We start from the raw sequence: 26,745 nt of genomic DNA on the forward strand, positions 1-26,745 counted from the left end.
CCGTTCAGCGAAGGAAGCCGATGACGACGTATCCCGCCCACCTCGACCCGGAACTCATCGAACGGCTCGTCGATTCCGGCGGTGGGGCGCTGCCTCACAAGATGGGCATCGAGTTCCTCGAACTGTCCGCCGAGCATTCGGTGGCGCGGATGCCGGTTGAGGGCAACACCCAGGTGATCGGCCTGCTGCACGGCGGAGCGCACGTGGTGCTCGGCGAATCGCTCGGCTCGATCTCCTCGGCGATCCACGCCGGGCCCGGCCGGATCGCAATGGGAATCGAGATCAACGCCACGCATTCCCGTGCGGTGACCAGCGGCTACGTGGTGGCCACCTGCACGGCGTTGAGCCTCGGACGAACCCTCGCCACTCACGAGATCGTGGTGCGGGACGAGGAAGGCAACCGGCTGTCGACGGTGCGGATGACGAACATCCTGAAGGACCGCGCAGCGTAGGAGCGCGCAGTAAGAAGGCCGCACGTCCCCGAAGGGTCGCGCGGCCTGAACCTTGCTGGGTGCTACTTGGCGCTGAGCTGCTCGATGATCGCCTGGGCGACGTCGTGCATGGTCAGGCGGCGGTCCATCGACGCCTTCTGGATCCAGCGGAACGACTCGGGCTCGGTAAGCCCCATCTTCTCGTTGAGCAGGCCCTTGGCCCGGTCGACGAGCTTGCGGGTCTCGAACCGCTCGACCATGTCGGCGACTTCGGCTTCGAGGGTGATGATCTGCTGGTACCGGCTGAGCGCGATCTCGATCGCCGGTAGCAGGTCGTTCGGGGTGAACGGCTTCACCACGTAAGCCAGGGCGCCGGCTTCGCTGGCGCGCTCCACGAGTTCCTTCTGGCTGAACGCGGTCAGCAGCACCACGGGAGCGATGTGGTTCTTGCTGAGTCGCTCGGCCGCGGAGATCCCGTCGAGCTGGGGCATCTTGACATCCATGATGACCAGGTCGGGGCGGAGCTCGGTGGCGAGGGCCACTGCCGTTTCACCGTCACCAGCCTCGCCGACGACTTCGAAGCCGTTGTCTCGCAGGGTCTCGACGATGTCGAGGCGGATGAGTGACTCGTCTTCAGCGACGACGACGCGACGCGGGGCAGTTGGTGTTGTTTCCTGGTCGTTCACGCAGTAGAGCCTACGGTATTGTTGCCATCGTTGTGGCGAGCCGGTGTGGCGGAATGGCAGACGCGGAGCACTCAAAATGCTTTGTCGAGAGACGTGTGGGTTCGAGTCCCACCACCGGTACTTCCTGTAGGGCTAGCGTGGCGCGTGAAGATACGACAGCCAGTCGCTGCTCCCGAAGATGGTGCTCAGGTTGGCATCTAGGTGCGGGTCATAGTGGGGAATCGTGGCGCTCGCCCAGATCACGATGCCGATGCCGGCCGCGATAACGAAGGCTGCCAATCCCCAGAGAATTCGCCTAGCGCTGTTCGGCGCAGTCACTTGTTGGCTGTCCTGGGTGGAACGGGACGGGGCGTCCGTCTTCATCGGCTTCCTCCTCGGGGGTGCGTGATGCACGATCGGAGCCTAGCGGGACTGATGAACTTTCACCTCCATTGGTCGGTTTCTGGTGCGGGCACCTAGACTCGGCGCATGTCGCGACTGGTCGTGGTTCTGCCGCTGACGCCGCTCACCGCGGGCGAGCGTTTCGCGGTGCGGGACTGGCCGTTGCACGTCACCGTGCTGGCGCCGTTCCTCACTTACGCGGAGCCCGCCGACATCGCGGCGACGATCACTGCCGCGACATCCCGCCAGTCCCCTCTCACCGTGGTTGCCGGCCACCACGACCTCTTCGGGCGGCGGCGCACCGTGCCGGTCACGGTGCTCGTCGAGAATCCCGAGCTGACCGCCCTGCACGGCACCCTCGTGGATGCGGTGCGTCCGTTCGCCGCAGTCCCCAACCAGACCGCCTTCACCGGCGGGCGATTCCGAGCCCACGTCACCGAGAAGCACCACGGTCGGGTGCACGAGGGTGACCGCCTGCGCCTGACCCAGATCGCATTGGTCGATATGGCCCCGGCGGAGTCGCCCGGTGGACGGGCCGTGCTCGCCACCATCGCGTTGGGGCGGCACGCGAAGTCCGGCACCGCGACCTCCTGACCGCCGCTGGTGCGGCACCGCGACATCCTGAATCTGATACCACCATGCGACAGCGTCCAACTGCCATCATGTGACCATGAGCACAGAGGTTCCCCCTCCCGCAGCCGAGGCCAAGCCCGGGCGTGACCGCAGCCTGATCGTGATCCTGTCGATCATCGGCGCCCTGGTCGTGATCGCGCTGGTGGTGGTGCTCTCACGCGGCGAGCCAGAGCTGCTGGATGCGTCCACTCCCGAGGGTGTGGTGCAGCGCTATTCGGCGGCGGTCATCGCGGGCGACGAAGCCGAGGCGATGACCTACCTCACCGCAGGGTCTCGGGAGGGGTGCGACCAGTTCGAGCGGCCGGTCACCGACGACATCCGTGTCACGCTCGTGTCGACGACCGAGCGCGACGAGTCCGCCGACGTGCGGGTGACGATCGTGACCTCGTTCGACAGTGGCCCCTTCGGCCCGTCGGAGTATGAGGTCGACGAGGTGTTCGACCTGGTGAAACAGAACGGCGACTGGTTGGTCGACACGGCGCCGTGGCAACTGACGATCTGCCCGAACACCGAGGTGACCAAGTGAGCGATCTGCCCGAACACCGAGGTGATCACGTGACGGCGCTGCCGCAGATTTCCGACTCCTCTGCGGGCTCGGCGCAGCGCACGGTGCGCCGGCTGGTCGTCTACATCCTGCTGTTCGCGCTGGTGGTGACCGCGGCGATCGGCGTAAGCGGCCTGCTTGAGCGCTTGCTCGGCTCCACCGAGGTGATCGTCGGCGGAGGCTCCTCCCAGCTGGCCAGGTCATTCGCCTTCACCCTGATCGCCGGGCCGCTCGCGGCGATTCTGTGGTGGTTCGTGTGGAAACGTCTGGACGACCGGGCCGAGCGATCGTCGCTCGCGTGGGGGCTGTACCTCGCCGGCATGTACACCGTCTCGCTGATTACCTTCACGACGGCGCTGCTTGCCACCGTGGCATCCCTGATCGAGGGCGATTGGCGGCCGGGCGACCTCGCGACCGGACTGGTCTGGGCCGCGGTCTGGGCCTGGCATCGGTGGATGCTGCGGCACCCGGGCAAGGCGCCCACCCGGCTGTCCAGCGTTCCGGATGTCGTCGGCTTCACGTTCGGGCTCGCGGTCGGCGTCGGCGGTGCCATCACGGCGCTCAGCAGCCTGCTCGACGAAGCCATCCTCGGCTCTGCCGGGGCCGGGGCGGTCGGCGATCCGTGGTGGCAACCGGTACTGCAGTCACTGGTGTGGGCGGTCGGCGGCGCGATCGTCTGGTGGTGGCACTGGGTTCGGTCGGGGGCACGGCGGCTACGCACGGTGCTCTCCGACGTGGCCGTGATCGGGTTCGGGGTGCTCATTCCCAGCATCCTGACGCTCGGCGGTATCGGCGTGGTGCTCTGGGTGCTGCTGCGACTCGGGTTCGATCGCTCCGAGCCGAACCGGGTGCTGCTCGAGCCGCTCGCGCCCGCGATCGCGGCCGCGCTGGTCGGAGCGCTGGTGTGGTTCTACCACCGCGCTGTCCTGCCGGAGCGGTCGGACGCTGCTCGGCAGGCTGCCCGGCTGATCACGTCGGGTGTGGCGTTGGTGTTCGCGGCATCCGGGGTCGGCGTGATCGTGAATGCGACGCTCGGTGCGGTGACCCCGACGCTCGCCGGCACCGACACCCGCACCCTGCTGCTCGGCGGCATCAGCTCGCTCATTGTCGGCGCGCCGGTGTGGTGGCTGTTCTGGCGCGGGACCGACACCCTCTCCCCCGCCCGCCGGGTGTACCTGATCGTGGTGTTCGGGCTGAGTGCCGTGGTCGCCCTGATCGCCTTGCTGGTGATCGGGTTCCGGATCTTCGAGTTCCTCTTCGACGTGGATCAGGCGGGCAGCCTGCTCGACCGGGTGCGCGCCCCGTTCGGGCTGCTCGTCGCCACCGCGCTGGTGTCGGGGTACCACTTCAGTATCTGGCGGCGCGACCGGGCGGCTATTGCCGCCGCTACCCCGGTGCGTCCGCGCACCATCGGCCACGTGACGCTGGTCACCGCGGGCGATTCCGAGGCAGCGGTGCGGCTGATCAGGGATGCCACCGGCGCCGCCGTCACCGTGTGGAGACGAACGGATGTCGCGGCCTCAGTCGGTGCGGGTGCTGGTGCGGGACCCGGTGCCGAAGCCGGAGCCGGGGCCGGGGCCGACGCCGCTCAGCTTGTCCGGGCGCTTGACGGCGTCACCGGCGACGAGGTGTTTGTGCTGGTCGGCCCGGGAACCCGGATCGAGGTCGTCCCCGCCGCACGCTGACCGGTTCGAGCCGGAGGTCGCCGAGAGTGGGGCGCTTCCGGCTCACGGCGCGTGCCCTCGGCTTCTGAGCCAGTTTGTCGTGGTTGAGCCACCGCGCGGTGGCTCAATCACGACGAGGTGGATCAAACGCGCCGCCGCAGCCGCGGGCGGACGGCGCATCCTGAACTTGCGCTACGCGGCGGTGCCGACGGTGACCGGAAGGCCCTCGGCGTGCCAGGCCTGGATGCCGCCGACCACGTTCACGGCGTCGATGCCGTTCTGTTCGAGGTACTGGGCGACGCGGGCGCTGCGGGCGCCGGACGCGCACATGATGTACAGGGTCTCGTCGGCCGGGAGTTCGCCGATCCGCTCCTGGAATTCGCTGAGCGGAATGAGCGTCACGCCCTCCACCCGGGCGGCCTGGTACTCGTTCTGCTCACGCACGTCGATGATGGTGGCGGCGGGGCCGAGCGCGGCAAGGTCGGTAACGGTGATCTCGTTCATCAGCTCAAGGGTACTCGACCGGTACTCGACCGACGCTGAGGGCTGGCCTCCCGTCGCCCCGAGCGCCGCAGAAACAAACGAGCGCCGCTGCAAAAACAGCGGCGCTCGTAGGTTTGCCCGGCGGTCGCGACCGCCGCTATGGCGCTACTTGGCCCAGGCCGGCGCGACCGCGTTCAGCGCATCGCCGATGCGGTGCACACGCAGGTCGTTGGTCGAGCCGGGGATTCCGGGAGGCGATCCGGAGATCACCACGACCTTGTCGCCGATCTCGGCGAGCCCCTCGGCCAACAGGATCTCGTCCACCTGGTGGTACATGGCGTCGGTGTGGGTCACCCGTTCCACGAGGAACGCCTCGATGCCCCAGGTCAGCGACATGCGGCGCTGGATGCCGGCATCCGGGGTGAAGGCCTTCATCGGGATCTTGAACCGGAGTCGCGACATCCGTCTGGCAGAGTCACCGGACTCGGTGAACACGCAGACGTAGCGGGCATCGACGAAGTCGGCGACCTCGGCGGCGGCCAGCGTGATGGCCCCGCCCTGGGTGCGCGGCTTGGTGCCCAGCGGAGGAACCCGCTCCAGGCCGTGGTCTTCGGTTGACTCGACGATCCGGGCCATGGTCTGCACGGTGATCACCGGGTATGCGCCGACGCTGGTCTCGCCGCTCAGCATGACCGCGTCTGCACCGTCCAGCACCGCGTTGGCGACGTCTGAGGTCTCCGCCCGGGTCGGAATCGGGCTGCTGATCATCGACTCGAGCATCTGGGTGGCCACGATCACCGGCTTCGCCATGCGGCGGGACAGCTCGATCGCGCGCTTCTGCACGATCGGCACCGCCTCGAGCGGCAGTTCGACGCCCAGGTCGCCGCGGGCAACCATGATGCCGTCGAACGCGTCGATGATCTCCTCGAGCGCATCGACCGCCTGCGGCTTCTCGATCTTGGCGATCACGGGAACCTTGCGCTCCTCCTCGGCCATGATCTCGTGCACGCGCTCCACGTCTGCGGCGTTCCGCACGAAGGAGAGCGCGATGTAGTCGGCGCCGAGACGGAGGCCCCAGCGCAGGTCGGCCTCATCCTTCTCCGACAGCGCGGGCACGTTGACCGCAACGCCGGGCAGGTTGATGCCCTTGTTGTTCGACACCGCACCGGCAACGATCACCTCGGTGGTGACGACGACCCCATCGGTTTCGATGACCTTGACCTTGACCTTGCCGTCATCGATCAGGAGGTAGTCTCCCGGCTTCACGTCGCCCGGCAGGCCCTTGAACGTGGTGGAGACGATCTCCTTGGTGCCCGTGATGTCGTCGGTGGTGATCTTGAAGATGTCGCCGACGTTCAGCTGGTGCGGGCCGTTCTCGAACTTGCCCAGGCGGATCTTCGGGCCCTGCAGGTCGACCAGCACGGCGACCGGCTTGTGGGCATCCTCTGCGGCCTTCCGCACGTTGACGTACACCTCCTCATGCACGGCGTAGCTGCCGTGGCTGAGGTTCATCCGGGCGACATCGACGCCCGCCTCGATGATCGCCCTGATGTCTTCGTAGCTGGAGGTTGCTGGCCCCAGGGTGGCGACGATTTTCGCGCGTCTCATGACTTCCTAACAGTGGTGGTGGTAGATGTGGGCTGTCACACGGTGATGGAACGGTCCGTCGGCCTGACCGGGAACGGCAGTTGCGTGTCCCCTTCCAGATACCGATCAACTGCGGATGCCGCGGCCCGCCCTTCAGCGATGGCCCACACGATGAGCGACTGACCGCGACCGGCATCCCCGGCGACGAAAACGCCGGGTTCGCTGGTCTGGTACTGCCCGTCCCGCTCCACGTTACCCCGCGAGTCGAACGGAACGTCAAGCTGCGCGTCGAGCGTCTCCGGTTCGGCGCCGGTGAAGCCGAGCGCCAGCAGCACCAGGTCCGCGGGAATCTCCCGCTCGGTGCCGGCCTTCGGAACCCGGCGACCGTCGAGATACTCGGTCTCGGCGACCCGGATGGCGCGAACCTCACCGGCCTCGTTGGCCAGGAACTCCACGGTCGAGGCGAGGTACACCCGCTCGCCGCCCTCTTCGTGTGCGCTCTGCACCTCGAACAGGTTCGGGTACATCGGCCACGGCTGGTCGGCGGTGCGTTCCTCTGGCGGCTGCTTGCCGATCGCGAGGTTGGTCACACTCAGCGCGCGCTGCCGGTGGGCGGTGCCTATGCAGTCGGCGCCGGTGTCACCGCCGCCGAGCACAACGACGTGCTTGCCCTCCGCGCTGATCTGGTTCTCGACACTGTCTCCGGCGCCCACGCGGTTCTGCTGCACCAGGTAGTCCATGGCGAAGTGCACGCCGAGCAGGTCACGGCCGGGGATCGCCAGGTCGCGGGGCACGGTGGAGCCGGTGGCGACCACCACCGCGTCGTACCGCTGCTTGAGCTCTGGCCAGCTGATGTCGACGCCGATCTCGACTCCGGCGCGGAACCGGGTGCCCTCCGCCTTCATCTGCGCCAGGCGCATCTCGAGGTGCTTCTTCTCCATCTTGAAGTCCGGGATGCCGTACCGCAGCAGACCGCCGATGCGGTCGTCACGTTCGAACACGGCCACGGTGTGGCCCGCCCTGGTGAGCTGTTGCGCGGCGGCGAGGCCGGCCGGTCCGGAGCCGACGACGGCGACGGTCTTCCCGGTCAGGCGCGAGGGCGGGATGGGAGTCACCCAGCCGTTGGCGACGGCGTCATCGATGATCGACACCTCAACCTGCTTGATGGTCACCGGCGGCTGGTTGATGCCGAGCACGCAGCTCGCCTCGCAGGGCGCCGGGCACAGCCGCCCGGTGAATTCCGGGAAGTTGTTCGTGGCGTGCAGGCGGTCGATGGCGTCGCGGCCCTCGCCGCGCCAGGTGAGGTCGTTCCATTCCGGGATCAGGTTGCCGAGCGGGCAGCCCTGGTGACAGAACGGCACGCCGCAGTCCATGCAACGTCCGGCCTGGCGGCGCAACTGGGCAGGGTCACCCTGCTCGTAGACCTCTTTCCAGTCCATCAGCCGAACCGACACCGGGCGCCTGGCGGGCAACTCGCGTTCGGTGGTTTTCAGAAAACCTTTGGGATCAGCCACCGGTCACCTCCAAGATCTTGCCCCAGACAACGTCGCCGTCGGGGTCGGTTCCCACGTCGACGGCCTCCTGACGGATGGCCATCACCGCGGCATAGTCGCGTGGCAGCACCTTGACGAACCGGTCCATGGTGTCGTCGAGGTTGGCGAGCAGGCGTTCGGCGAGCACCGAACCGGTTTCCAGATGGTGCTGGGTGAGCAGGTCGGTGACGATCTCCACGTCGCCGCTGCCGAGCGGCAACAGGTCCAGTTCGCCGGAGGCGAGAGACTCGCGGTTCACCCGGTCGGCGTGCAGGTCGTAGACGTACGCCGTGCCTCCGGACATGCCGGCGCCCAGGTTGCGGCCGGTCACGCCGAGGATCACGGCGAGCCCGCCGGTCATGTACTCGAGCGCGTGGTCGCCTACCCCCTCCACCACCGCGGTGGCTCCGGAGTTGCGCACCAGGAACCGCTCCCCCACGACGCCGCGGATGAACATGCTGCCCTGGGTGGCGCCATAGCCGATGACGTTGCCGGCGATGACGTTGCGTTCGGCGGCGAACACGCTGCCGCGGTCGGGGCGGACCACGATGTGACCGCCGGAGAGGCCCTTGCCGACGTAGTCGTTGGAGTCACCCTCGAGCCGCAGCGTGATACCGCTCGGCAGGAACGCGCCGAACGACTGGCCGGCAGAACCGGTCAGCGTGATATCGATCGACCCGGCCGGCAGCCCGTGCTCGCCGTGGCGTTTGGTGACCTCGTGGCCGAGCATGGTGCCGACCGCGCGTTCCGTGTTGCGGATCGGCAGCTCGATGCTGATCCGCCCGCCGTTCTCGATCACGCTCGCGGCCTTCGCGATGAGCTGGTTGTCGAAGTGCTTCTCCAGCTCGTGGTTCTGCTCGCGGGCGTGGGAGCGCGGCTCGTTCTCGGCGAACTGCGGGCCGACCAGGATGGGGGCCAGGTCCATGCCCGACGCCTTCCAGTGGTCGATCGCGCCATCGGTGTCGAGCACCTCGTGGTGGCCGACGGCCTCTTCGATCGAGCGGAAGCCGAGTTCTGCGAGGTACTCCCGCACCTCCTGGGCGATGAACTCGAAGAAGTTCACCACGAACTCCGGCTTTCCGGTGAACCGGCTGCGCAGGGTGGGGTTCTGGGTGGCAACGCCCACCGGGCAGGTGTCGAGGTGGCAGACGCGCATCATGATGCAGCCGGACACCACGAGCGGTGCCGTGGCGAAGCCGAACTCCTCCGCGCCGAGCAGCGCGCCGATGATCACGTCACGGCCGGTCTTCAGCTGCCCGTCGACCTGCACCATCACGCGGTCGCGCATGCCGTTCAGCATCAGCGTCTGCTGGGTCTCGGCCAGGCCCAGCTCCCACGGGGTGCCGGCGTGCTTCAGCGAGTTGACCGGGCTTGCCCCGGTTCCGCCGTCGTGGCCGGAGACCAGGATCACGTCGGACAGCGCCTTGGCGACGCCGGCGGCGACCGCGCCGATTCCGGACTGGCTGACCAGCTTGGTGTGGATCCGGGCGGACGGGTTGGCCCGTTTCAGGTCGAAGATCAGCTGCTTGAGGTCTTCGATCGAGTAGATGTCGTGATGCGGCGGCGGGGAGATCAGGCCGACCCCGGCGGTGGCGTGCCGGGTGCGGGCCACCCACGGGTACACCTTGGTGGGCGGCAGCTGGCCGCCCTCGCCGGGCTTGGCGCCCTGGGCGAGCTTGATCTGGATGTCCTCGGCGTGGGTGAGATACAGGCTGGTGACGCCGAATCGTCCGGACGCCACCTGCTTGATCTTGCTGCGACGTTCCGGGTCGAGCAGGCGCGCGACATCCTCTCCGCCCTCGCCGGTGTTCGACTTGGCGCCGAGCCGGTTCATCGCGATCGCGAGGGTGGTGTGCGCCTCTTCGGAGATGGAGCCGTAGCTCATCGCGCCGGTCGAGAACCGCTTCACGATCGACTCCACCGACTCGACCTCGTCGATCGGTACCGGCTTGCGGTCGGAGCGGAACTTGAACATGCCGCGCAGCGTCATCAGCTGTTCCGACTGGTCGTCGACGAGCTTGGTGTACTCGCGGAACACGTCGTAGCGGCGGGTGCGCGTGGAGTGCTGCAGCCGGAACACCGTCTCGGGGTTGAACAGGTGCGGGGCGCCGTCGCGACGCCACTGGTATTCACCGCCGGTGGCGAGGCGCTCGTGCGCGAGTGCCGCGGAGTCCTCCGGGTACGCGGACGTGTGCCGGCTGAGGGTCTCGGCCGCGATCACGTCGATGCCGACGCCGCCGAGCTGGGTGGTGGTGCCGGTGAAGTACTGGTCGATGAAGCCGCGGCTCAGGCCGACCGCTTCGAACGCCTGCGCGCCGGCGTAGGAACTGACGACCGAGATGCCCATCTTCGACATGATCTTCAGCACCCCCTTGCCGAGCGCCTTGATCACGTTGTGCACCGCCTGGTCTTCGGTGACCCCGGTGATGACGCCGCGGCGCACCAGGTCCTCGCAGCTCTCCATGGCCAGGTACGGGTTGATGGCGGATGCCCCGTAGCCGATCAGCAGTGCGACGTGGTGCACCTCGCGCACGTCGCCGGCCTCGACGATCAGACCGACCCGCAGGCGCTTCTCCTGACGGATCAGGTGGTGGTGCACCGCGGCGACCATCAGCAGCGACGGGATGGGGGCAAGGTCCTTGTTGGAGTCGCGGTCCGAGAGCACCAGGAACTCTGCGCCGTCGGCGATCGCCTCGTCGGCCTCGGCGCACATCGCCTCGATGCGGCGCTCCATCGCGTCCGGCCCGGCGTCGAACCGGTACAGGCCGCGGATGGTGCGGGTGACCCGGTTGCCCGGCCGCGGGTCGATGTGCTGGATCTTCGCCAGCTCGTCGTTGTCGATCACCGGAAAATCGAGGATCACCTGGCGGGTGTGCTTGGGGCCGGCCGACAGCAGGTTGCGTTCCGGGCCGAGGCCGAGGCTCATCGAGGTGACCACGGCCTCGCGGATCGAGTCGAGCGGCGGGTTGGTGACCTGCGCGAACTGCTGCACGAAGTAGTCGAACAGCAGGCGGGGGCGCTTCGACAGCACCGCGATGGGGGTGTCCGAGCCCATGGCGCCGAGCGGCTCTGCGCCGGTGCGGGCCATCGGGGTCAGCAGCGTCCGCACTTCTTCTTCGGTGTATCCGAAGGTGCGCTGGCGGCGGGTGACCGATGCCGGGGTGTGCACGATGTGCTCCCGATCCGGCAGGTCTTTCAGGTTGATCCGGCCGGCGTCGAGCCATTCGCCCCACGGTTCGGCGGAGGCAAGTTCGGCCTTGACCTCGTCGTCTTCGATGATGCGTCCGGCGACGGTGTCGACCAGGAACATGCGTCCCGGCCGCAGCCGGCCCTTGCGCACCACCTTGCTGGGGTCGACGTCGATGACGCCGATCTCGCTGGCCAGCACTACCAGGCCGTCATCGGTGACGAGGAAGCGTCCGGGGCGCAGCCCGTTGCGGTCGAGGGTGGCGCCGACCATGGAGCCGTCGGTGAAGGTGAGCGCGGCGGGGCCGTCCCACGGTTCCATCAGCATCGAGTGGAACTCGTAGAAGGCGCGGCGGGCCGGGTCGCTGTATTCCTGGTTCTCCCAGGCCTCCGGCACCATCATCATCATCGCGTGCGGCAGGGAGCGGCCGGAGAGGGTGAGCAGCTCGAGCACCTCGTCGAATGAGGCGGAGTCGCTGCCGCCGTCGGAGATGATCGGCAGCAGGGGGCGGATGTCGCCGAGCAGCTCTGATTCGAGCTGGGACTGGCGGGCACGCATCCAGTTGCGGTTGCCCTGCACGGTGTTGATCTCGCCGTTGTGGGCCATCATCCGCAGCGGCTGGGCGAGCGGCCAGGACGGGAAGGTGTTGGTGGAGTAGCGGGAGTGCACGAGCGCGAGGCGGGAGGCGAACCGTTCGTCGCTCAGGTCGGGGTAGAAGGGCTCCAGCTGCAGCGTGGTGACCATGCCCTTGTAGGTGATGGTGCGTGAGCTGAGCGAGGTGAAGTATGCCTGCAGCTCCCGCTCCGAGCGCTTCCGCAGCCGGTAGACCAGGCGGTCGAGGTCGATCCCGCTGGGGATCGCGGCGGCGTCCGCGCCGAGCGCGCTGGCGACGAACAGCTGCTCGAACGCGGGCATCGCGTCACGGGCAAGCGTGCCGAGCACGTCGGGGTTCACCGGAACCTCACGCCAGCCGAGGACCGTGAGGTTCTCCTCCTCCGCGATGCGTTCGATGCCGGCCTTCACGGTGGCCCGCGCGTCGGCGTCGGTCGGCAGGAACAGGATTCCGGCGGCGTACCGGCCCATCGCCGGCAGCGTGAAGTCGAGCACGGCGCGGAAGAACGCGTCGGGCATCTGGCTCAGGATGCCGGCGCCGTCGCCGGTTCCCGCGTCGGAGCCGACCGCGCCGCGGTGCTCCAGGTTGCGCAGCGCACCGAGGGCGGTGTCGATGATGTCGTGCCCGGCGGTGCCGCGGAGCGTGGCGACCATGGCCAGGCCGCAGGCGTCCTTCTCGAACCGGGGGTTGTACAGGCCAGTCGCCTCCGGCGCGGTGCTGAACGGCGCGCTCCGGGTGGGCGCGCTGGACGGCGCGGTGCTGACACGGTCAAAAGGTGGCGTGGATGCCATCTGGATCCGTCCTCACGAGTTGAAGCTGTAGGGACGTCGCTGGCCCTCGTTGACGAAGAAGCGCGCCTCTATCGAAGTGCTGCGCTGGTGCGGTGTTCCTGGTGAGAATCGCCGACGGACATCAGGAGCGGGAAGCCCCACTTGTGGCGGGCGTGCTCTCGCTGTTGTCGTGAGACGAATCAACGGCGTCATCGCCCGACTCGTCGTGATCAGAATAGATCGCGTCAGAGTTTACAACACCGCTGGCGGCCGGAATCCACTCCCGACCGGGCATGTACGGGCCGGGTTCCGCACCGGGGTGCCGGCGACGCTGCACCAGGATGATGACCACGCCGAGGACCACCGCGAACACGGCGGCCCAGACGTTGGTGCGCAGGCCGAAGAAGACCTCGCTCGGGTCGATGCGGATCGACTCGAAGACGATGCGGCCGAGGCCGTACCAGATCAGGTAGACGCCGAGGACCTTGCCCCACTGCAGCCGGAACCGGCGCTCGAGGAACAGGATGGCGGCGACGCCGATGACGTTCCAGATCACCTCGTAGAGGAAGGTGGGGTGGAACAGGGTGTCTTCCGGCAGTCCGATCGGGAACGCCGGGTTGTTTGCGTCGATCTCGAGGCCCCACGGCAGGTCGGTGGGCAGGCCGAACAGTTCCTGGTTGAACCAGTTGCCGAACCGGCCGAACGCCTGCGCCAGCAGGATGGCGGGTGCCACGGCGTCGGCGAAGGTCCAGAACCGGATTCCGGTGAAGCGGCAGCCGATCCATGCGCCGACGGCGCCGCCGATCAGCGCACCGAAGATCGCGATCCCGCCCTCCCAGACGTAGAAGATCCGCATGATGTCCTGGCCGGCGAAGTAGTCGTCGGGGTGGGTGATCACGTGGAAGATGCGCGCCCCGATGATGCCCAACGGGATGGCCCAGATCACGATGTCGAGCATGATGCCGGGCTCGGCGCCGCGGCGGGTGAGCCGGTAGTTGGTCATGATCCCCGCGACGATGATGCCGAGCAGGATGCACAGCGCGTAGGCGTGGATGTTGATGTCGAAGGCGAACCAGGTCAGGCCGATATCACGCAACCACTCGCCGAGGTTGAAGACGCGCCACGACTCATCGGGGCTCGGGATGCTGAGGGGAGCGATCACGGCTCTGGTCACCTTTCAGGGAAAAGACTAGGTAAGACTACTTGCCAGCGCTCAGGGTCTGTGCGGTGCGCACCAGCCCGGGAATTCCGTCGTCGGCCAGTGCCTTCACGAGGGCGGTGCCCACGATAGCGCCATCCGCGTACTCGAGTACCTGCGACACCTGGTCGGCAGTGGAGATGCCGATCCCGACGCAGGTGGTCGTGCTGCCGGCATCGTGCAGCCGCGCGACCAGCGTGCGTGCGGCGGCGTCCAGGTCGGTGCGCAGTCCCGTGATGCCCATGGTCGACACGGCGTAGACGAATCCGCGGGTGGCTTCCACCGTGCGCTTCAGGCGTTCGTCGGTGGAGGTGGGCGCGGCCAGGAACACCCGGTCAAGGCCGGTGCGCTCGCTGGTGGCGATCCAGTCATCGGCCGAATCGGGGGTGATGTCCGGGGTGATCAGACCGGAGCCGCCGGCGGAGACCAGGGCGTCGGCAAACCGGTCCACGCCGAACTGCAGCACGGGGTTCCAGTAGGTCATCACCAGCACGGGCACGTCGACCCTGGCGCGGATCTGCTCAACCGCGGTGAACACGTCGCGCAGCCGGAAGCCGCCGGACAGCGCCGACCGGGTGGCCTGCTGGATGACCAGGCCGTCCATCACGGGGTCGGAGTACGGCACACCGAGTTCGAGCACGTCCGCGCCGTTCTCGGCGAGTGCCACGGCGGCGTCGATGCTGGTCGGCAGGTTGGGGAAGCCGACGGGAAGGTAGCCGACGAAGCTGCCCTTGCCCTCTGCCTTCCTGGCCTGGATCCGTTCTTCGACGGAGTGCACTGCTGTGCTCATTCCTGACGTGCTCCCTCATCCATCAGTCCGAACCAGCGTCCGGCGGTCGCGACATCCTTGTCGCCGCGGCCGCTGAGGTTCACGAGGATGATGGCGTCAGGTCCGAGTTCCTTGCCGAGGCGGAGTGCACCGGCCAGGGCGTGTGCCGATTCGATCGCGGGGATGATTCCCTCGGTGCGGCTGAGTAGCCGCAGGGCGTCCATCGCCTCGGTGTCGGTGGCGGGCAGGTAACTGGCCCGGCCGATGTCGGCGAGCCAGGCGTGTTCCGGTCCGACGCCGGGGTAGTCGAGGCCCGCCGAGATGGAGTGTGACTCCACGGTCTGGCCGTCTTCGTCCTGCAGCAGGTAGCTGCGCGTACCGTGCAGCACGCCGGGGCGTCCGCGTTCGATCGACGCGGCGTGCTTGTCGGTGTCGACGCCGTCTCCGGCCGCCTCGAACCCGTACAGTGCGACATTCGCGTCGTCGAGGAAGGCGTGGAAGATGCCGATGGCGTTCGAGCCGCCGCCGACGCAGGCCGCGACCGCGTCGGGCAGTCGGCCGGTGAGGTCGAGCACCTGCTGCCTGGCCTCTTCGCCGATGATCTTCTGGAAGTCGCGAACCATGGTGGGGAACGGATGCGGCCCCGCCGCGGTTCCGAAGATGTAGTTGGTGGTCTCGACGGAGGTGACCCACTCGCGGTACGCCTCGTTGATGGCGTCCTTGAGGGTGCGGGAGCCGGTGGTGACCGAGACGACCTCGGCGCCGAGCAGCCGCATCCTGGCCACGTTCAGCGCCTGCCGTTGGGTGTCGACCTCGCCCATGTACACGGTGCAGTCCATGCCGAACAGAGCGGCCGCGGTGGCGGTGGCCACGCCGTGCTGGCCGGCCCCGGTCTCGGCGATCACCCGGGTCTTGCCGAGTCGCTTGGTCAGCAACGCCTGGCCGAGCACGTTGTTGATCTTGTGCGAGCCGGTGTGGTTCAGGTCTTCGCGCTTCAGGATGATGCGCGCTCCCCCGGCGTGCTCGGCGAACCGGGGCACCTCGGTGATGATCGACGGGCGGCCGGTGTAGCTGCGGTGCAGCTCGGCCAGTTCGCTCTGGAACTGGGGGTCGACCTTGGCCACGTCGTAGGCGGCGGCCAGCTCATCGATGGCGCGGATCAGCGATTCCGGCATGAACCGTCCGCCGTACTCGCCGAAGAAGGGGCCGTCCTGGTCGCGGAGGCCCATCAGGCGCCCAGGAATTCGGTCAGCGTGGCGACGGGGTCGCCCTGGGTGACCAGGGCCTCACCCACGAGTACCACATCGGCTCCGGCGGCGCGGTAGTGCGCGACATCCGCCGCCGCCATCACTGCGGACTCGGCGACGCGAGTGACGCCGGCCGGGATCTTGTCGACCAGCCGGCCGAACAGGTCGCGGTCGAGTTCGAAGGTCGACAGGTTGCGGGCGTTGACGCCGACCAACTGGGCGCCGAGCTGCACGGCCCGGTCCAGCTCTGCGGCGTCGTGGGTTTCGACCAGCGCGGTCATGCCGAGCTCGCCGATCAGGGTGTGCAGCGAGCCGAGGGTGGCGTCATCCAGTGCGGCCACGATCAGCAGCACGATGTCGGCGCCCGCGGCGCGGGCCTCGAACACCTGGTACGGCTCGGCGATGAAGTCCTTGCGCAGCACCGGGATCGACACGGCCGCGCGCACCGCCTCCAGGTCGGCCAGCGACCCGCCGAACTTGCGTCCCTCGGTGAGCACGCTGATGGCGCTGGCGCCGCCGGTTTCGTACGCGGCGGCCAGGGCGGCCGGGTCGGGGATGTCGGCGAGCGGGCCGCGTGAGGGAGATGCCCGCTTCACCTCGGCGATGATCTTGATGCGGTCGGCGGGCGCGAGGGCCTGCAGCGCATCGAGTGCGGCGGGGCGTGCCAGTGCGGCCGCCTCCACCTCGGCGAGACTGCGGAGCGCGCGGCGATCCTGCGCGTCGGCGACGGATCCTGCTACGAGATCGGACAACAAAGCGTTAGTGCACCTTCGACGGGATCGTGGCTTCGGTGGTCTTCTCGCCGTTCACGCCGTAGCCTGCCTTGGCCATGCCCCAGCCGACCAGCAGGCCGACGATCACGAGAGCGCCGGAGGCCCAGACGAGCCACTGCGCGTCGAGGACGAAGGCGACGGTTCCGATGAGGACGCCGGCGAGCATGATGATCACGGCGGTCCACGCCGCCGGTGAGTTGCCGTGGCCGGGGTCGTTGTCTAGTGACACAGTTCTCCTTGGTGATTTCGTCCGATAGCCCGCAGATAGTCTAGCGCGCGGTCGGATCCTGACCGTCGCTCAGGGCGTCCCAGTCGTCGACGGATGACTCGCCGGCGGCCTGCTCGAAGCGCACCGCCTGGTACTTGCGGCCGGTTCTCGGCCAGTGGCGGGTGGTGATCAGGATGCCGAGGCCGAGCAGCGCCCCCAGCACGCCGAGAACGAGCACGATCCACGGCCAGGCGGTGAGCTGAACCGTGGCGACGAGCGCGGTGACGGAGTCGTTCCCGCCGACCCCGGTGGCGTCGGTGACGGCGGAGGCCGACGCGGCGAGCGGGTCGATGATCGCCAGCGCGGTCATCAGCAGCACGGTCGCGGACACCAGCAGCTGCAGGATGCCGAGGATCACCCGGAATACCGGGCCGGCCAGCGACAGCGCGGCGGCCAGCGCCAGCCCGGCGAGGCCGATCGCCGCCAGCGCCGGAGCGGCGGTCTCGCCGGATACCGCCAGGCTGAGCCCGCTGGTGAGCTGCAGCTGCACCCAGGTCTGGGTGGCGGCGATCAGCTCGACGCCGCCGATGATGAGCCCGGCGAGGATGGCCGTGGTCTTCAGGGCGCGGCCGGAGAGGCGAGGCACGGTCACTGGTCGTCGTGTCCGATGCGGGTCATGGCGTTGGCGACGGCGACCGCGCGGAGCGGGGCTGCCGCCTTGTTCTGCGCTTCCTGGTGTTCGGTTGCCGGGTCGGAGTCGGCGACGAGGCCGGCGCCGGCCTGCACGGTGGCGATGCCGTCGGCGATCACGGTGGTGCGGATCGCGATGGCGAGGTCGGCGTCGCCGGCGAAGTCGAAGTACCCGACCACTCCCCCGTACACGCCGCGCTGGGCCACCTCGAGCTCGTCGATGATCTGCAGCGCCCGGGGTTTCGGCGCACCGGACAGGGTGCCGGCCGGGAAGGTGGCCCGGAAGGCGTCGACGGCGTTCACGCCCGGTCGCAGGGTGCCCTCCACCGAGGAGACCAGGTGCATGATGTGGCTGAACCGTTCCACCTGCATGAACTCGGTGACTTCCACGGTGCCGGCCTGGCACACCTTGAGCAGGTCGTTGCGGGCGAGGTCGACCAGCATCAGATGCTCGGCGCGCTCCTTCTCGTCGGCGGCGAGTTCCTCGGCGAGGGCGGCATCCTGTTCCGGGGTGCTGCCCCGCGGCCGCGACCCGGCGATCGGGTGAGAGAAGGCGCGACCGTGCTGCACCTTGACCAGCGCCTCCGGCGACGACCCGACGATGGAGTACGGGCGTCCGGCGGTGTCGTTCAGGGTGAGCAGGTACATGTACGGGCTGGGGTTCAGCGCCCGCAGCACCCGGTACACGTCGAGCGGGTCGGCGGTGGCCACGTGATCGAAGCGCTGCGAGATGACCACCTGGAAGACGTCGCCGTCGCGGATGAACTCCTTCGAGCGCAGCACGGAGTCCTGGAACTCCTCGGCGCTGACGCGCGGGGTGGGCGTGGGGTCGATGCTCATGTCGACGTGGGCGAGCCAGGCCTCGGCCGGCTGGGCGAGCCCGTGCTGCATGCTGTCGAGCCGACGCTGGGCATCGTCCCAGAGGGTGTTCTCGTCGTCGGTGCCGTCGCCGAGCGCGGCCGCGATCAACAGGGCCGCGCCGGTGCGGTGGTCGAGCACCACGAGCTCGCTGACGAAGCTGAGCGCCTGCCCCGGCACCGGGAACTCGGCGGGCGGCACGTTAGGCAGTCGTTCGAGCTGGCGGACGGCCTCCCAGCCGATGAAGCCGACGAGTCCGCCGGTGAGTGGCGGGTGGCCCTCGACGTGCGGGGTGCTCCAACGTTCGTACAGGTGGGCGATGGCGGCGAGTGGCCCGGCGGGCGCGTCCGCGCCGAGGGCCCGGTCGGCCGGTATCCCGTAGTCAAGCCAGGTGGCGGCATCCCCGTCCTGGGTCAGCACGCCGAAGCTGGACACGCCCACGAAGCTGTAGCGCGACCAGATCCCGCCCTGCTCGGCGGACTCCAGCAGGAAGCTGCCGGGGCGGCCCTGGGCGAGCTTGCGGTAGATGCCCACCGGGGTCTCGCCGTCGGCGAAGAGCTCGCGAATCACCGGGATCACCCGGTGGCCGGAGGCCAGTCTGGCGGCGAAGTCGGCGCGGGTGGTGGTGCTGCTCATGCCGCGTGTCCCACGTGAGGGGTGAGCGGGTCCACGTCGAAGCAGGCGTGTGCGCCGGTGTGGCAGGCGGGACCGATCTGCTCGACCGTGACCAGCAGGGTGTCGCCGTCGCAGTCGAGGGCGGCGCCGCGCACGTACTGGGCGTTGCCGGAGGTGTCGCCCTTGCGCCAGTACTCCTGCCGGGAGCGGCTCCAGAAGGTGACGCGCCCCTCGGTGAGGGTGCGGCGCAGCGCTTCGGCGTCCATGTAGCCGAGCATCAGCACATCACGGCTGTCGTGCTGCTGGATGATGGCGGGCAGCAGGCCGTCGGCGCTGAACCGGGCGCGATCGATGACCGCTCCCACCGTCTCGCTGGTCAGTTCGCTGTTGCTCAGTTCGCTCATCGGGTTACCACTCCAGACTCGGCCAGCGCCGCCTTGACGTCGCCGATGGTCAGTTCGGCATTGTGGAACACGGATGCCGCGAGCACGGCGTCTGCTCCGACGTGCACCGCGGGCGCGAAGTGCTCGACCCGGCCGGCGCCGCCGGAGGCGATCACCGGCACGCTGCTGATCTCACGCATCGCGGCGATGAGTTCCAGGTCGAAGCCGGCTTTGGTGCCGTCGGCGTCGATCGAGTTCACCAGCAGTTCGCCGGCGCCGCGGTCGATTGCCTCGGCCGCCCAGACCAGCGCGTCGAGGTCGGTTTCGGTGCGGCCGCCATGCGTGGTGACCACGAACCCTGACGGGGTGCGGTCGGCCCGCTTCACATCCAGCGAGAGCACCAGCACCTGAGCGCCGAACCGGTCGGCGATCTCGCCGAGCAGCGCCGGCCGGGCAATGGCGGCGCTGTTCACGCCCACCTTGTCTGCACCGCTGGCGAGCAGCCGGGCCACGTCGTCGTCGCTGCGCACGCCGCCGCCGACGGTGAGCGGGATGAAAACCTGCTCCGCGGTGGCGCGCACCACGTCGTAGGTGGTGGCGCGGTCATCGACCGTGGCGGTGACGTCGAGGAAGGTGATCTCGTCCGCACCCTGCTCGTAGTACTTCCGGGCCAGCTCGATGGGGTCACCGGCGTCGCGCAGGTTGAGGAAGTTGACGCCCTTCACCACGCGGCCGGCCGCGACATCCAGGCACGGGATCACGCGCACTGCGACCGACATGGCTAGATCCTCGCGGCGTGGATGGAGCTGACGAGGATGGCGCGGGCGCCCAGGCTATACAGGGCATCCATCAGTTGGTTGGTCTCGCTGCGGCGAACCATGGCGCGAACCGCCACCCAGTTTCCGTCACGCAGCGGCGACACCGTCGGTGACTCGAATCCGGGTGTGATGAGGACCGCCTCCTCGACGAGGTCCGCCGGAAGGTCGTAGTCGATCAGCACGTACTGCCGCGCCACGAGCACGCCCTGCAGACGGCGCTGCAGTGTGTCGAGCCCGCTGATCTCAGGGTTCCCGGCGATCAGCACGGCCGTGGACTGCAGGATCACGGGTCCGAAGATCTCGAGGCCCTGTGCGCGCAGGGTCCCGCCGGTGGAGACGACGTCGGCGACCGCGTCGGCGACGCCGAGACGCACGGCCGACTCCACCGCGCCATCGAGCTTCACTAGGTCTGCTGACACGCCGTGCTGGGTGAGGAAGTCACCTACGAGCCCGACATAGCTGGTGGCGACACGCTTGCCGTCAAGGTCGGCGAGGTCCGCGAACTCGCCAGCCGGTCCGGCGAACCGGAAGGTGGAATCGCCGAAGTCGAGTGGGGCAACCTCAGCGGCAACCGACCCGGAGTCAAGCAGCAGGTCGCGGCCGGTGATGCCCACGTCCAGCGCGCCCGATCCCACGTACGTGGCGATGTCGCGCGGGCGCAGGTAGAAGAACTCCACCCCGTTGCGCGGGTCGGACACGGTGAGCTCGCGGGAGTCGCGGCGGGTGGCGTACCCGGCCTCGAACAGCATCTGAACGGCGGTCTCAGACAGTGAGCCCTTATTGGGCACCGCTATGCGAAGCATTGTTGATCTTTTCTCGCCGCTTTGGCGGCGTTGGGGTTCTGGATGATGACGAGGGAGACCGTTACAGATGTCGGTAGACGTCTGCGGTTCTCAGCCCTTTCGCCAGCATCAGCACCTGCAAGTGGTAGAGCAGCTGCGAGATCTCCTCGGCCGTTTCGTCGTCGCTCTGATACTCGGCGGCCATCCAGACTTCCGCGGCCTCTTCGACGATCTTCTTGCCGATGGCGTGCACGCCGGCATCGAGCTCGGCAACCGTTCCGGAGCCGGCGGGCCGGCTGACGGCCTTCTCGCTCAGCTCCTCAAACAGGGAATCGAAAGTCTTCACGGTGTCAAGGCTACCGGCTGAGGGTGAACCGGTCTGACGGGTCACCTACTTGACGCCGAGCAGGTCAATCACGAAAACGAGGGTGCGGCCGGACAGACGGTGGCCGCTTCCGGCCGGGCCGTATGCCAGGTGCGGCGGGGCGACCAGCTGGCGGCGTCCGCCGACCTTCATGCCGGGAATGCCCTCCTGCCAACCCTTGATCAGGCCTGCGAGCGGGAAGCTGATCGACTGGCCACGGTTCCAGCTGGAGTCGAACTCCTCGCCGGTTTCGAAGTCGACGCCGACGTAGTGCACGTCAACGGTGGCGCCGGGGGTGGCCTCGGCGCCGTCGCCGATCTCGATGTCGGTGATCACGAGTTCGGTGGGCTCGGGGCCCTCGATGAAGTCGATCTCAGGCTTGGTCTTGTTCGTCATGGGTTCAATCCAATCAAAGGGTTCTGGTCGGTGTCGGTACGGATGAGTTCGTGGGTCGGAAATCAGTGGGTGTGGCGTGCGGCTTCGGCCCGCAGCGCGGCGATGTTGTCGGTCGGGTCGCCGCCGGTGTACACGCTCGAGCCTGCCACGAAGGTGTTGGCGCCCGCGTCGGCGGCGATGCCGATGGTGTCGAGGCTCACTCCCCCGTCGACCTGCAGCCACACGCCGAGCCCCTGCCGGTTCACCGCGTCGCGCAGCGCGGTCAGTTTCGGCATGGTCTCCGGCATGAACGACTGGCCACCGAATCCGGGTTCGACGGTCATCACCAGCACCTGGTCGAACTCCGGCAGCAGGTCGAGGTAGGGCTCGATGGGGGTGCCGGGCTTCACCGCGATGCCGGCGCGTGCGCCGATCTGCCGCAGTCGGCGGGCAACGGCCACCGGGTCGGTGGCGGCCTCCACGTGGAAGGTCACAGAGTATGCGCCCAGTTCCGCGTAGCCGGGCGCCCAACGGTCGACATCCGAGATCATCAGGTGCACGTCGAGCGGAATCGGCGAGACATCCTGGATGCGACCGACCATCTGCGGGCCGAACGTGAGGTTCGGCACGAAGTGGTTGTCCATCACGTCCACGTGCACCAGATCAGCGGAGCTGATGCGCTGCAGGTCGTGTTCGAGGTTGACGAAATCGGCGGCGAGAATGCTGGGGTTGATCCGAACGGGCACTAGCCAACCTTACTGAGCAGCTGGATGAACATGGCGTCAGTGCCGTGCCGGTGCGGCCACAGCTGCACGTGATCGGCGTCCGGCAGATCGAGCTGTTCGGTGGTGACCCCGTCGAGTACGGCACCGGTGTTCAGCTTCACGACGGAGCCGCCGGCCTTCTTCACCGCGGCGTCGACGATCAGGCGGGTCTCGCCGACGTGCGGCGAGCAGGTGACGTAGGCGAGGATGCCGCCGGGCTTCAGCGCGTCGAGGGCGGAGCTCAGGAGCTCCTCCTGCAGGCGAGTCAGCTGCCCGACATCCTTCGGCTGCTTGCGCCAGCGGGCCTCCGGCCGGCGGCGCAGCGCACCGAGTCCGGTGCAGGGGGCGTCCAGCAGGATCCGGTCGAAGCTGTTCGGGTGCTCGGCCCCGGTCATCGTGCCATCCTGCTCCCACACCTCGATCGCCGGGTGGAACACGGCCAGGGCGTTCCGCACCAGCTGAGCGCGAGCGGGCACGATCTCATTGGCGATGAGGGTGGCGCCGCCGTTTCGGGCCTCCGCGGCGAGCAGGGCGGCCTTTCCGCCTGGGCCGGCGCACAGGTCGAGCCAGCGCTCTCCCGCCTCGATCGGACGCGCCCGGCTGAGCGCGAGCGCTGCCAGTTGGGAGCCCTCGTCCTGCACCCTGGCACGGCCGGCGGAGACGGCCGGGAGCCCGGACGGGTCGCCGCCGTGCAGGGTGGCGCCCACCGGGGAGAACCCGGCGGGGTCGGCGCCCTGCAGCTCGTCGGTGTTGGCGAGGCCGGGCAGGGCGGCGATGCCCACGCGCGGGGCGGCGTTGTCGGACTCGAGCAGCGCGACCAGCTCGTTCTCGCGCCCTTCGGCGGTGAGCGCCTGGCGGAACGCCCGCACGATCCACACCGGGTGCGAGTGCTCGATCGACAGGCGTTCGTCATCCGTGGTCGCCGTCGCGATCGCGCGCCGCTGCCATTCGGCGGGGTCGGTGCGGGTGATGGTGCGCAGCACCCCGTTCACGAACCCGGTGGCCGAGCGGGAGCCGACCGACCGGGCCAGCGATACGGCTTCGTCGACGGCGGCGTGCTGGGCGGTGCGCATCGACAGCAGTTGGTGGGTGGCGAGTCGTAGCACGTCGAGGATCGGCGGGTCGATCTGGTCGACGGCGCGGCCGGCGGCGATCGCGATGACGGCGTCGTAGTAGCCCTGTCGGCGCAGGGTGCCGTAGGTGAGTTCGGTGGCCAGTGCCGCGTCCGCGGTGCTGAGCGCGGCCCGGCTCATCCGCACCGGCAGCAGCAGGTTGGCGTACGCGTCGGAATCGCGCACGGCGGCGATCACGTCGTATGCCACCTGACGGGCCGGCTGGACGCGGCCGCCCTGAGCGCCGCGCTGGGTGCTGCCCTGACGGGTGCCTGCCCGGCTGCCTCCCCGGCTGCCCGATTCGTTCTGTGCGGCGTTCATCGTGCGTCTTCCGTCTGGGTGCTGGTGCTGTTGCTGCGAGTGCTGGCGTGCACCCGGCCGCGCCACCAGTCGGCGGCGGCCATCGGCTTCTTGCCTGCGGGTTGCACCGTGACCAGTTCCATCGGGCGGTCTGCGGTGCCGATCAGCACGCGTTTGCCGACCAGTTCGAGCTGGCCGGGTTCGATCGGCAGGGCGTCGTGGGTGAGGGCGGCTTCGAGGATCTTCAGGCGAGCGCCATCCAGATCGGTGAAGGCGCCGGGTTCCGGGGTAACCCCGCGCAGCCGGTTGTAGATGCTCTGCGCGTCGAACGTCCAGTCCAGGCGTCCGTCGTCCAGGGTCAGCTTCGGGGCGAGGGTGACGTCGCCGGTCTGCGGTTCGGCGCGGGCCGTGCCGTCGGCCAGGGCGTCCACCACGTTGGCGAGCAGGCCGGCGCCGGCCTGCGACAGCGATTCGAGCAGGTGCCCGGCGGTCTCATGGCGTCCGATCGCCTGGGTGAACTGGCCGAAGCCGGCCCCGGCGTCGAGTTGCTCGACCAGTTGGAAGACCGTCGCCCCGGTGATGTCGTCTCCGGCGATGATGGCGTGCTGCACCGGCGCGGCTCCCCGCCAGCGGGGCAGCAGGGAGAAGTGCAGGTTGATCCAGCCCAGGCGCGGCGCGCTGAGCAGTGGCTCGCGCACGAGGCCGCCGTAGGCGACGATGACGCCCAGGTCGGCGTCGAGCGCGGTGATCGCGTCTGCGGCGTCGCCGGCCAGCCGGTTGGTCTTGATCACGGGCAGGCCGAGTTCGTCGGCCGCCTGCGCCACCGCGGTGGGAGTCAGCACGCGCTTGCGCCCCCGCGGGGAGTCTTCACGGGTGACAACGGCCACGATCTGGTGGGCACTTCCGGCCAGCAGGTGCAGGCTGGGAACCGCCGCTGCTGGGCTGCCGGCAAACACGATTCGCAACGGGGTCATGCGTCAATTCTCGCCGATCGGCGGGCGCTACTGCTCCGCGAACGGTTCACTGTCGTCGAAGCGCACCCGGAACGGGGGTTTCATCGGCCCCCTGCCGCCCTTGCCGGCGGCCGCCCTGCGCCGATTCGCGGCGGCGCGCACCACCTCGGAGCGCAGGGTCGCCGCCACCGTTGCACCCGCGCTGTAGTCGAACCGCACGATCGCGCGGGCCATGCCCTCGTCGGTCTCCACCGGCCCGAGCACATCGACGCCGGGGCTGGCGCCCTGGGTGGCTTCGACGGCGGTGGCCACGGCATCGGTCGCTCCGGTGACGGTCGCCACCCGGATCGCCGGCGGGAAGCGCAACCGCCGCCGGTCGGCGAGTTCCGCCCGCGCGTAGTCGGCGAGCCGCCAGGTGGCCATCGCGGAGGCGAGCGCGCCGCCCACGCCGACGAGCACGGTCGGGGCGCCGGGCGCGGCCAGCGCGGCGGCATTCGCCCACCAGCGCAGGCAGTCCTCGCCCACGCGCAGGCTCTCCCTCGCCACCATCCGTTCCCCGTCGAGCAGCAGCACAGCCTGATAACCGCCGGCGGCGAGGGGTTCGGCGCCGCGGGTGGCGACGACGAGCGCCGGCTTACCGGGCACCTCTTGCACCGGATGGTCGCCGTCGGCGATGATCACCCGCACCCCGGGGAAGGCGCGGCCGAGGTCTTCGGCGGTGCGCGCGGATCCTGAGCCGACCAGCCGGAATCGCCGCCCCTCGCAGAGCGAGCATGCCCAGTCCACGGCCAGGGCACCGCACCAGGTGCACGCCGGGGTCGAGGTCGATGACGCCATGCTGAGCGGGCCTTCGCAGCGATTGCAACGGGCGGTCTGTCGACAGGACTCGCAGGCTACCCGCGGGGCGTAGCCGGGCCGCGCGACCTGCACCAGCACCGGACCGGAATCCAGCGCCTGCCGCGCCGCCTGCCACGCGGATGACGGGATGCGCGCCTGCGCCGCCAGCCGATCGGTTGAGGTCTGCTGCGCGGTGGGGATGACCTTCGGCGAGACGATGCGGGCGGGCGAGATCGACGTCAGCCAGCCCACCTCGACCAGTCGTTCCACCTCGGTGCTGCGGGAATGACCGAGAAACAGCAGCGCGCTGCCCTGCTGTTCCTGCCGGATCAGAGCCACGTCGCGGGTGTGCGCGTACGGGGCGTGCGGTTCGGCGTGCAGCGGGTCGCCGTCATCCCACAGGGCGATGAGGCCGAGGCTCGCCGCGGGCGCGTACACCGCCGACCGGTTGCCGACGATCGCGAGCGGCTCGTCGCCGAGGCAGCGAAGCAGCGCGCGGTAGCGATCGGGGTTCGACTGCCGGGCATCCAGCCGCACGATCCGATCCGCGGGTAGCACCGCCGCGAGGGCGGCTTCGAGCTGGTCCTGGTCGCGGTAGTCGGGGACGGCGAGGATCGCGGATGCGCCGCCTGCCACCGTCGTCGCGGCGGCGGCGGCCATGGTGACCGCCCAGTGGCCGACCCAGCGATCCGGGGTCACCGGCACGACGCGCGGGATGGCGTCGACGGCGGCCCGGCGGCAGCCGGCCAGCACTTCGGTCAAGTCGTCGCCGTAGCCAGAGAGCGGGGCCGGAAGCGCCGGGCTGAGTCGGGCGAGCGGATCCCGCGCGAGCCACGCCTTCTCGACCCGCACCTGGCGGGTCGGCACAGCGACGCGGATGACATCGCTCGCCGTGCCGGCTGCCCGGGTGGCGACCGTGCGGGCCAGGGTCCAGATCTCCGGAGCCAGCACGGGCACCGCCGACACGACAGCGTCGATGTCGCTCAGCGTGCCCTCGTAGTCGACGGAGTCGGTGAGCTCGATGATGAAGCCGTCGGCGATCCGGCCGGCGCTGCGCAGCGGCACGCGCACGCGCACCCCTGGCTGGGCCCCGGTCAGCAGCTCGTCGGGGATCCGGTAGTCGAAGAGTCGATCGAGCTGCGGGAGCGGCGAATCGATGAGCACCCTGGCGATGGATGCTGCTGGCAT

At 69.1% G+C, this 26,745-nt stretch carries 26 protein-coding genes and 1 tRNA gene; 5 read left to right on the forward strand and 22 right to left on the reverse strand.

The window, feature by feature from the left end:
• The first annotated feature begins 20 nt into the window (after positions 1-20).
• Positions 21-452: a PaaI family thioesterase gene (locus tag HCT51_RS08105; protein ID WP_166871948.1), complete on the forward strand. Its 432-nt coding sequence runs from the start codon at positions 21-23 to the stop codon at positions 450-452.
• A gap of 62 nt (positions 453-514) precedes the next feature.
• Here HCT51_RS08105 and HCT51_RS08110 read toward each other — a convergent pair whose 3' ends face one another.
• Complete coding sequence (locus HCT51_RS08110) at positions 515-1,117, reverse strand: ANTAR domain-containing response regulator (RefSeq protein WP_166871945.1); 603 nt, start codon at positions 1,115-1,117, stop codon at positions 515-517.
• Between the two features lie 39 nt (positions 1,118-1,156).
• On the opposite strand from HCT51_RS08110, the gene HCT51_RS08115 reads away from it, so the two are divergent.
• A tRNA-Leu gene (locus HCT51_RS08115) sits at positions 1,157-1,237 on the forward strand.
• A 12-nt stretch (positions 1,238-1,249) separates the two neighbouring features.
• On the opposite strand, the gene HCT51_RS08120 is transcribed toward HCT51_RS08115, so the two are convergent.
• Positions 1,250-1,396 (reverse strand): hypothetical protein, encoded by a 147-nt coding sequence (locus HCT51_RS08120; RefSeq protein ID WP_166871942.1) that lies wholly within the window; start codon positions 1,394-1,396, stop codon positions 1,250-1,252.
• Between the two features lie 189 nt (positions 1,397-1,585).
• Here HCT51_RS08120 and HCT51_RS08125 point away from each other — a divergent pair, with 189 nt between their 5' ends.
• The 3 genes from HCT51_RS08125 to HCT51_RS08135 all read left to right on the forward strand — a co-directional run bounded on the left by HCT51_RS08125 (position 1,586) and on the right by HCT51_RS08135 (position 4,360).
• Positions 1,586-2,092: a 2'-5' RNA ligase family protein gene (locus HCT51_RS08125; protein ID WP_166871939.1), complete on the forward strand. Its 507-nt coding sequence runs from the start codon at positions 1,586-1,588 to the stop codon at positions 2,090-2,092.
• 76 nt (positions 2,093-2,168) lie between these two features.
• A complete protein-coding gene (locus tag HCT51_RS08130) occupies positions 2,169-2,657 on the forward strand; it encodes an LpqB family beta-propeller domain-containing protein (RefSeq protein WP_166871936.1) in 489 nt (162 codons plus the stop codon).
• On the forward strand, positions 2,654-4,360 hold the full coding sequence (locus HCT51_RS08135) for a DUF5671 domain-containing protein (protein WP_224760734.1): 1,707 nt from the start codon (positions 2,654-2,656) through the stop codon (positions 4,358-4,360). The genes HCT51_RS08130 and HCT51_RS08135 overlap by 4 nt, the downstream gene beginning before the upstream one ends.
• A gap of 171 nt (positions 4,361-4,531) precedes the next feature.
• Here HCT51_RS08135 and HCT51_RS08140 read toward each other — a convergent pair whose 3' ends face one another.
• The 20 genes from HCT51_RS08140 to HCT51_RS08235 all read right to left on the reverse strand — a co-directional run bounded on the left by HCT51_RS08140 (position 4,532) and on the right by HCT51_RS08235 (position 26,745).
• Positions 4,532-4,843 (reverse strand): rhodanese-like domain-containing protein, encoded by a 312-nt coding sequence (locus HCT51_RS08140; RefSeq protein WP_166871933.1) that lies wholly within the window; start codon positions 4,841-4,843, stop codon positions 4,532-4,534.
• A gap of 144 nt (positions 4,844-4,987) precedes the next feature.
• Positions 4,988-6,430: a pyruvate kinase gene (pyk, locus tag HCT51_RS08145; RefSeq protein ID WP_166871930.1), complete on the reverse strand. Its 1,443-nt coding sequence runs from the start codon at positions 6,428-6,430 to the stop codon at positions 4,988-4,990.
• Positions 6,431-6,465: 35 nt separating this feature from the next.
• A complete protein-coding gene (locus HCT51_RS08150; protein ID WP_166871927.1) occupies positions 6,466-7,923 on the reverse strand; it encodes a glutamate synthase subunit beta in 1,458 nt (485 codons plus the stop codon).
• A complete protein-coding gene (gene gltB / locus HCT51_RS08155; RefSeq protein WP_166871924.1) occupies positions 7,916-12,532 on the reverse strand; it encodes a glutamate synthase large subunit in 4,617 nt (1,538 codons plus the stop codon). The genes HCT51_RS08150 and gltB overlap by 8 nt, the downstream gene beginning before the upstream one ends.
• A 121-nt stretch (positions 12,533-12,653) precedes the next feature.
• Positions 12,654-13,673, reverse strand: a complete 1,020-nt coding sequence (lgt, locus tag HCT51_RS08160; RefSeq protein ID WP_370626958.1) for a prolipoprotein diacylglyceryl transferase — start codon at positions 13,671-13,673, stop codon at positions 12,654-12,656.
• A 37-nt stretch (positions 13,674-13,710) separates the two neighbouring features.
• Positions 13,711-14,499, reverse strand: coding sequence for a tryptophan synthase subunit alpha (gene trpA, locus HCT51_RS08165; RefSeq protein ID WP_166871921.1), 789 nt, complete (start codon positions 14,497-14,499; stop codon positions 13,711-13,713).
• Positions 14,496-15,707, reverse strand: coding sequence for a tryptophan synthase subunit beta (gene trpB / locus HCT51_RS08170; RefSeq protein WP_166871918.1), 1,212 nt, complete (start codon positions 15,705-15,707; stop codon positions 14,496-14,498). Before trpB ends, trpA begins: the two co-directional genes overlap by 4 nt.
• Entirely contained in the window at positions 15,707-16,480 is a 774-nt protein-coding gene (gene trpC / locus HCT51_RS08175; RefSeq protein ID WP_166871915.1) for an indole-3-glycerol phosphate synthase TrpC, read from the reverse strand. Before trpC ends, trpB begins: the two co-directional genes overlap by 1 nt.
• 4 nt (positions 16,481-16,484) lie before the next feature.
• Positions 16,485-16,727, reverse strand: a complete 243-nt coding sequence (locus HCT51_RS08180; protein ID WP_166871912.1) for a DUF6704 family protein — start codon at positions 16,725-16,727, stop codon at positions 16,485-16,487.
• A gap of 40 nt (positions 16,728-16,767) precedes the next feature.
• Positions 16,768-17,358, reverse strand: a complete 591-nt coding sequence (locus HCT51_RS08185; RefSeq protein ID WP_166871909.1) for a Trp biosynthesis-associated membrane protein — start codon at positions 17,356-17,358, stop codon at positions 16,768-16,770.
• Positions 17,355-18,890, reverse strand: coding sequence for an anthranilate synthase component I (locus HCT51_RS08190; RefSeq protein ID WP_166871906.1), 1,536 nt, complete (start codon positions 18,888-18,890; stop codon positions 17,355-17,357). Before HCT51_RS08190 ends, HCT51_RS08185 begins: the two co-directional genes overlap by 4 nt.
• A complete protein-coding gene (gene hisI, locus HCT51_RS08195; protein WP_166871903.1) occupies positions 18,887-19,273 on the reverse strand; it encodes a phosphoribosyl-AMP cyclohydrolase in 387 nt (128 codons plus the stop codon). The genes HCT51_RS08190 and hisI overlap by 4 nt, the downstream gene beginning before the upstream one ends.
• A complete protein-coding gene (gene hisF, locus HCT51_RS08200) occupies positions 19,270-20,031 on the reverse strand; it encodes an imidazole glycerol phosphate synthase subunit HisF (RefSeq protein WP_166871900.1) in 762 nt (253 codons plus the stop codon). Before hisF ends, hisI begins: the two co-directional genes overlap by 4 nt.
• A gap of 2 nt (positions 20,032-20,033) precedes the next feature.
• Complete coding sequence (gene hisG / locus HCT51_RS08205) at positions 20,034-20,873, reverse strand: ATP phosphoribosyltransferase (protein ID WP_166871896.1); 840 nt, start codon at positions 20,871-20,873, stop codon at positions 20,034-20,036.
• Positions 20,874-20,934: 61 nt separating this feature from the next.
• Positions 20,935-21,198 carry a phosphoribosyl-ATP diphosphatase gene (locus HCT51_RS08210; protein WP_166871893.1) on the reverse strand — a complete coding sequence of 88 codons (264 nt, stop codon included), beginning with the start codon at positions 21,196-21,198 and terminating at the stop codon, positions 20,935-20,937.
• A gap of 45 nt (positions 21,199-21,243) precedes the next feature.
• The gene (locus HCT51_RS08215; RefSeq protein WP_166871891.1) at positions 21,244-21,612 is read right to left on the reverse strand and encodes an FKBP-type peptidyl-prolyl cis-trans isomerase; all 369 of its coding nucleotides are present in this window, start codon (positions 21,610-21,612) and stop codon (positions 21,244-21,246) included.
• 62 nt (positions 21,613-21,674) lie between these two features.
• Positions 21,675-22,337, reverse strand: a complete 663-nt coding sequence (rpe, locus tag HCT51_RS08220; RefSeq protein ID WP_166871887.1) for a ribulose-phosphate 3-epimerase — start codon at positions 22,335-22,337, stop codon at positions 21,675-21,677.
• The gene (locus tag HCT51_RS08225; RefSeq protein ID WP_166871884.1) at positions 22,337-23,788 is read right to left on the reverse strand and encodes an RsmB/NOP family class I SAM-dependent RNA methyltransferase; all 1,452 of its coding nucleotides are present in this window, start codon (positions 23,786-23,788) and stop codon (positions 22,337-22,339) included. Before HCT51_RS08225 ends, rpe begins: the two co-directional genes overlap by 1 nt.
• Positions 23,785-24,732: a methionyl-tRNA formyltransferase gene (gene fmt, locus HCT51_RS08230; protein ID WP_166872884.1), complete on the reverse strand. Its 948-nt coding sequence runs from the start codon at positions 24,730-24,732 to the stop codon at positions 23,785-23,787. The genes HCT51_RS08225 and fmt overlap by 4 nt, the downstream gene beginning before the upstream one ends.
• A gap of 36 nt (positions 24,733-24,768) precedes the next feature.
• Complete coding sequence (locus HCT51_RS08235) at positions 24,769-26,745, reverse strand: primosomal protein N' family DNA-binding protein (RefSeq protein ID WP_166871881.1); 1,977 nt, start codon at positions 26,743-26,745, stop codon at positions 24,769-24,771.

This window comes from Salinibacterium sp. ZJ450, assembly GCF_011751885.2.
Taxonomy (GTDB): Bacteria; Actinomycetota; Actinomycetes; order Actinomycetales; family Microbacteriaceae; genus Ruicaihuangia.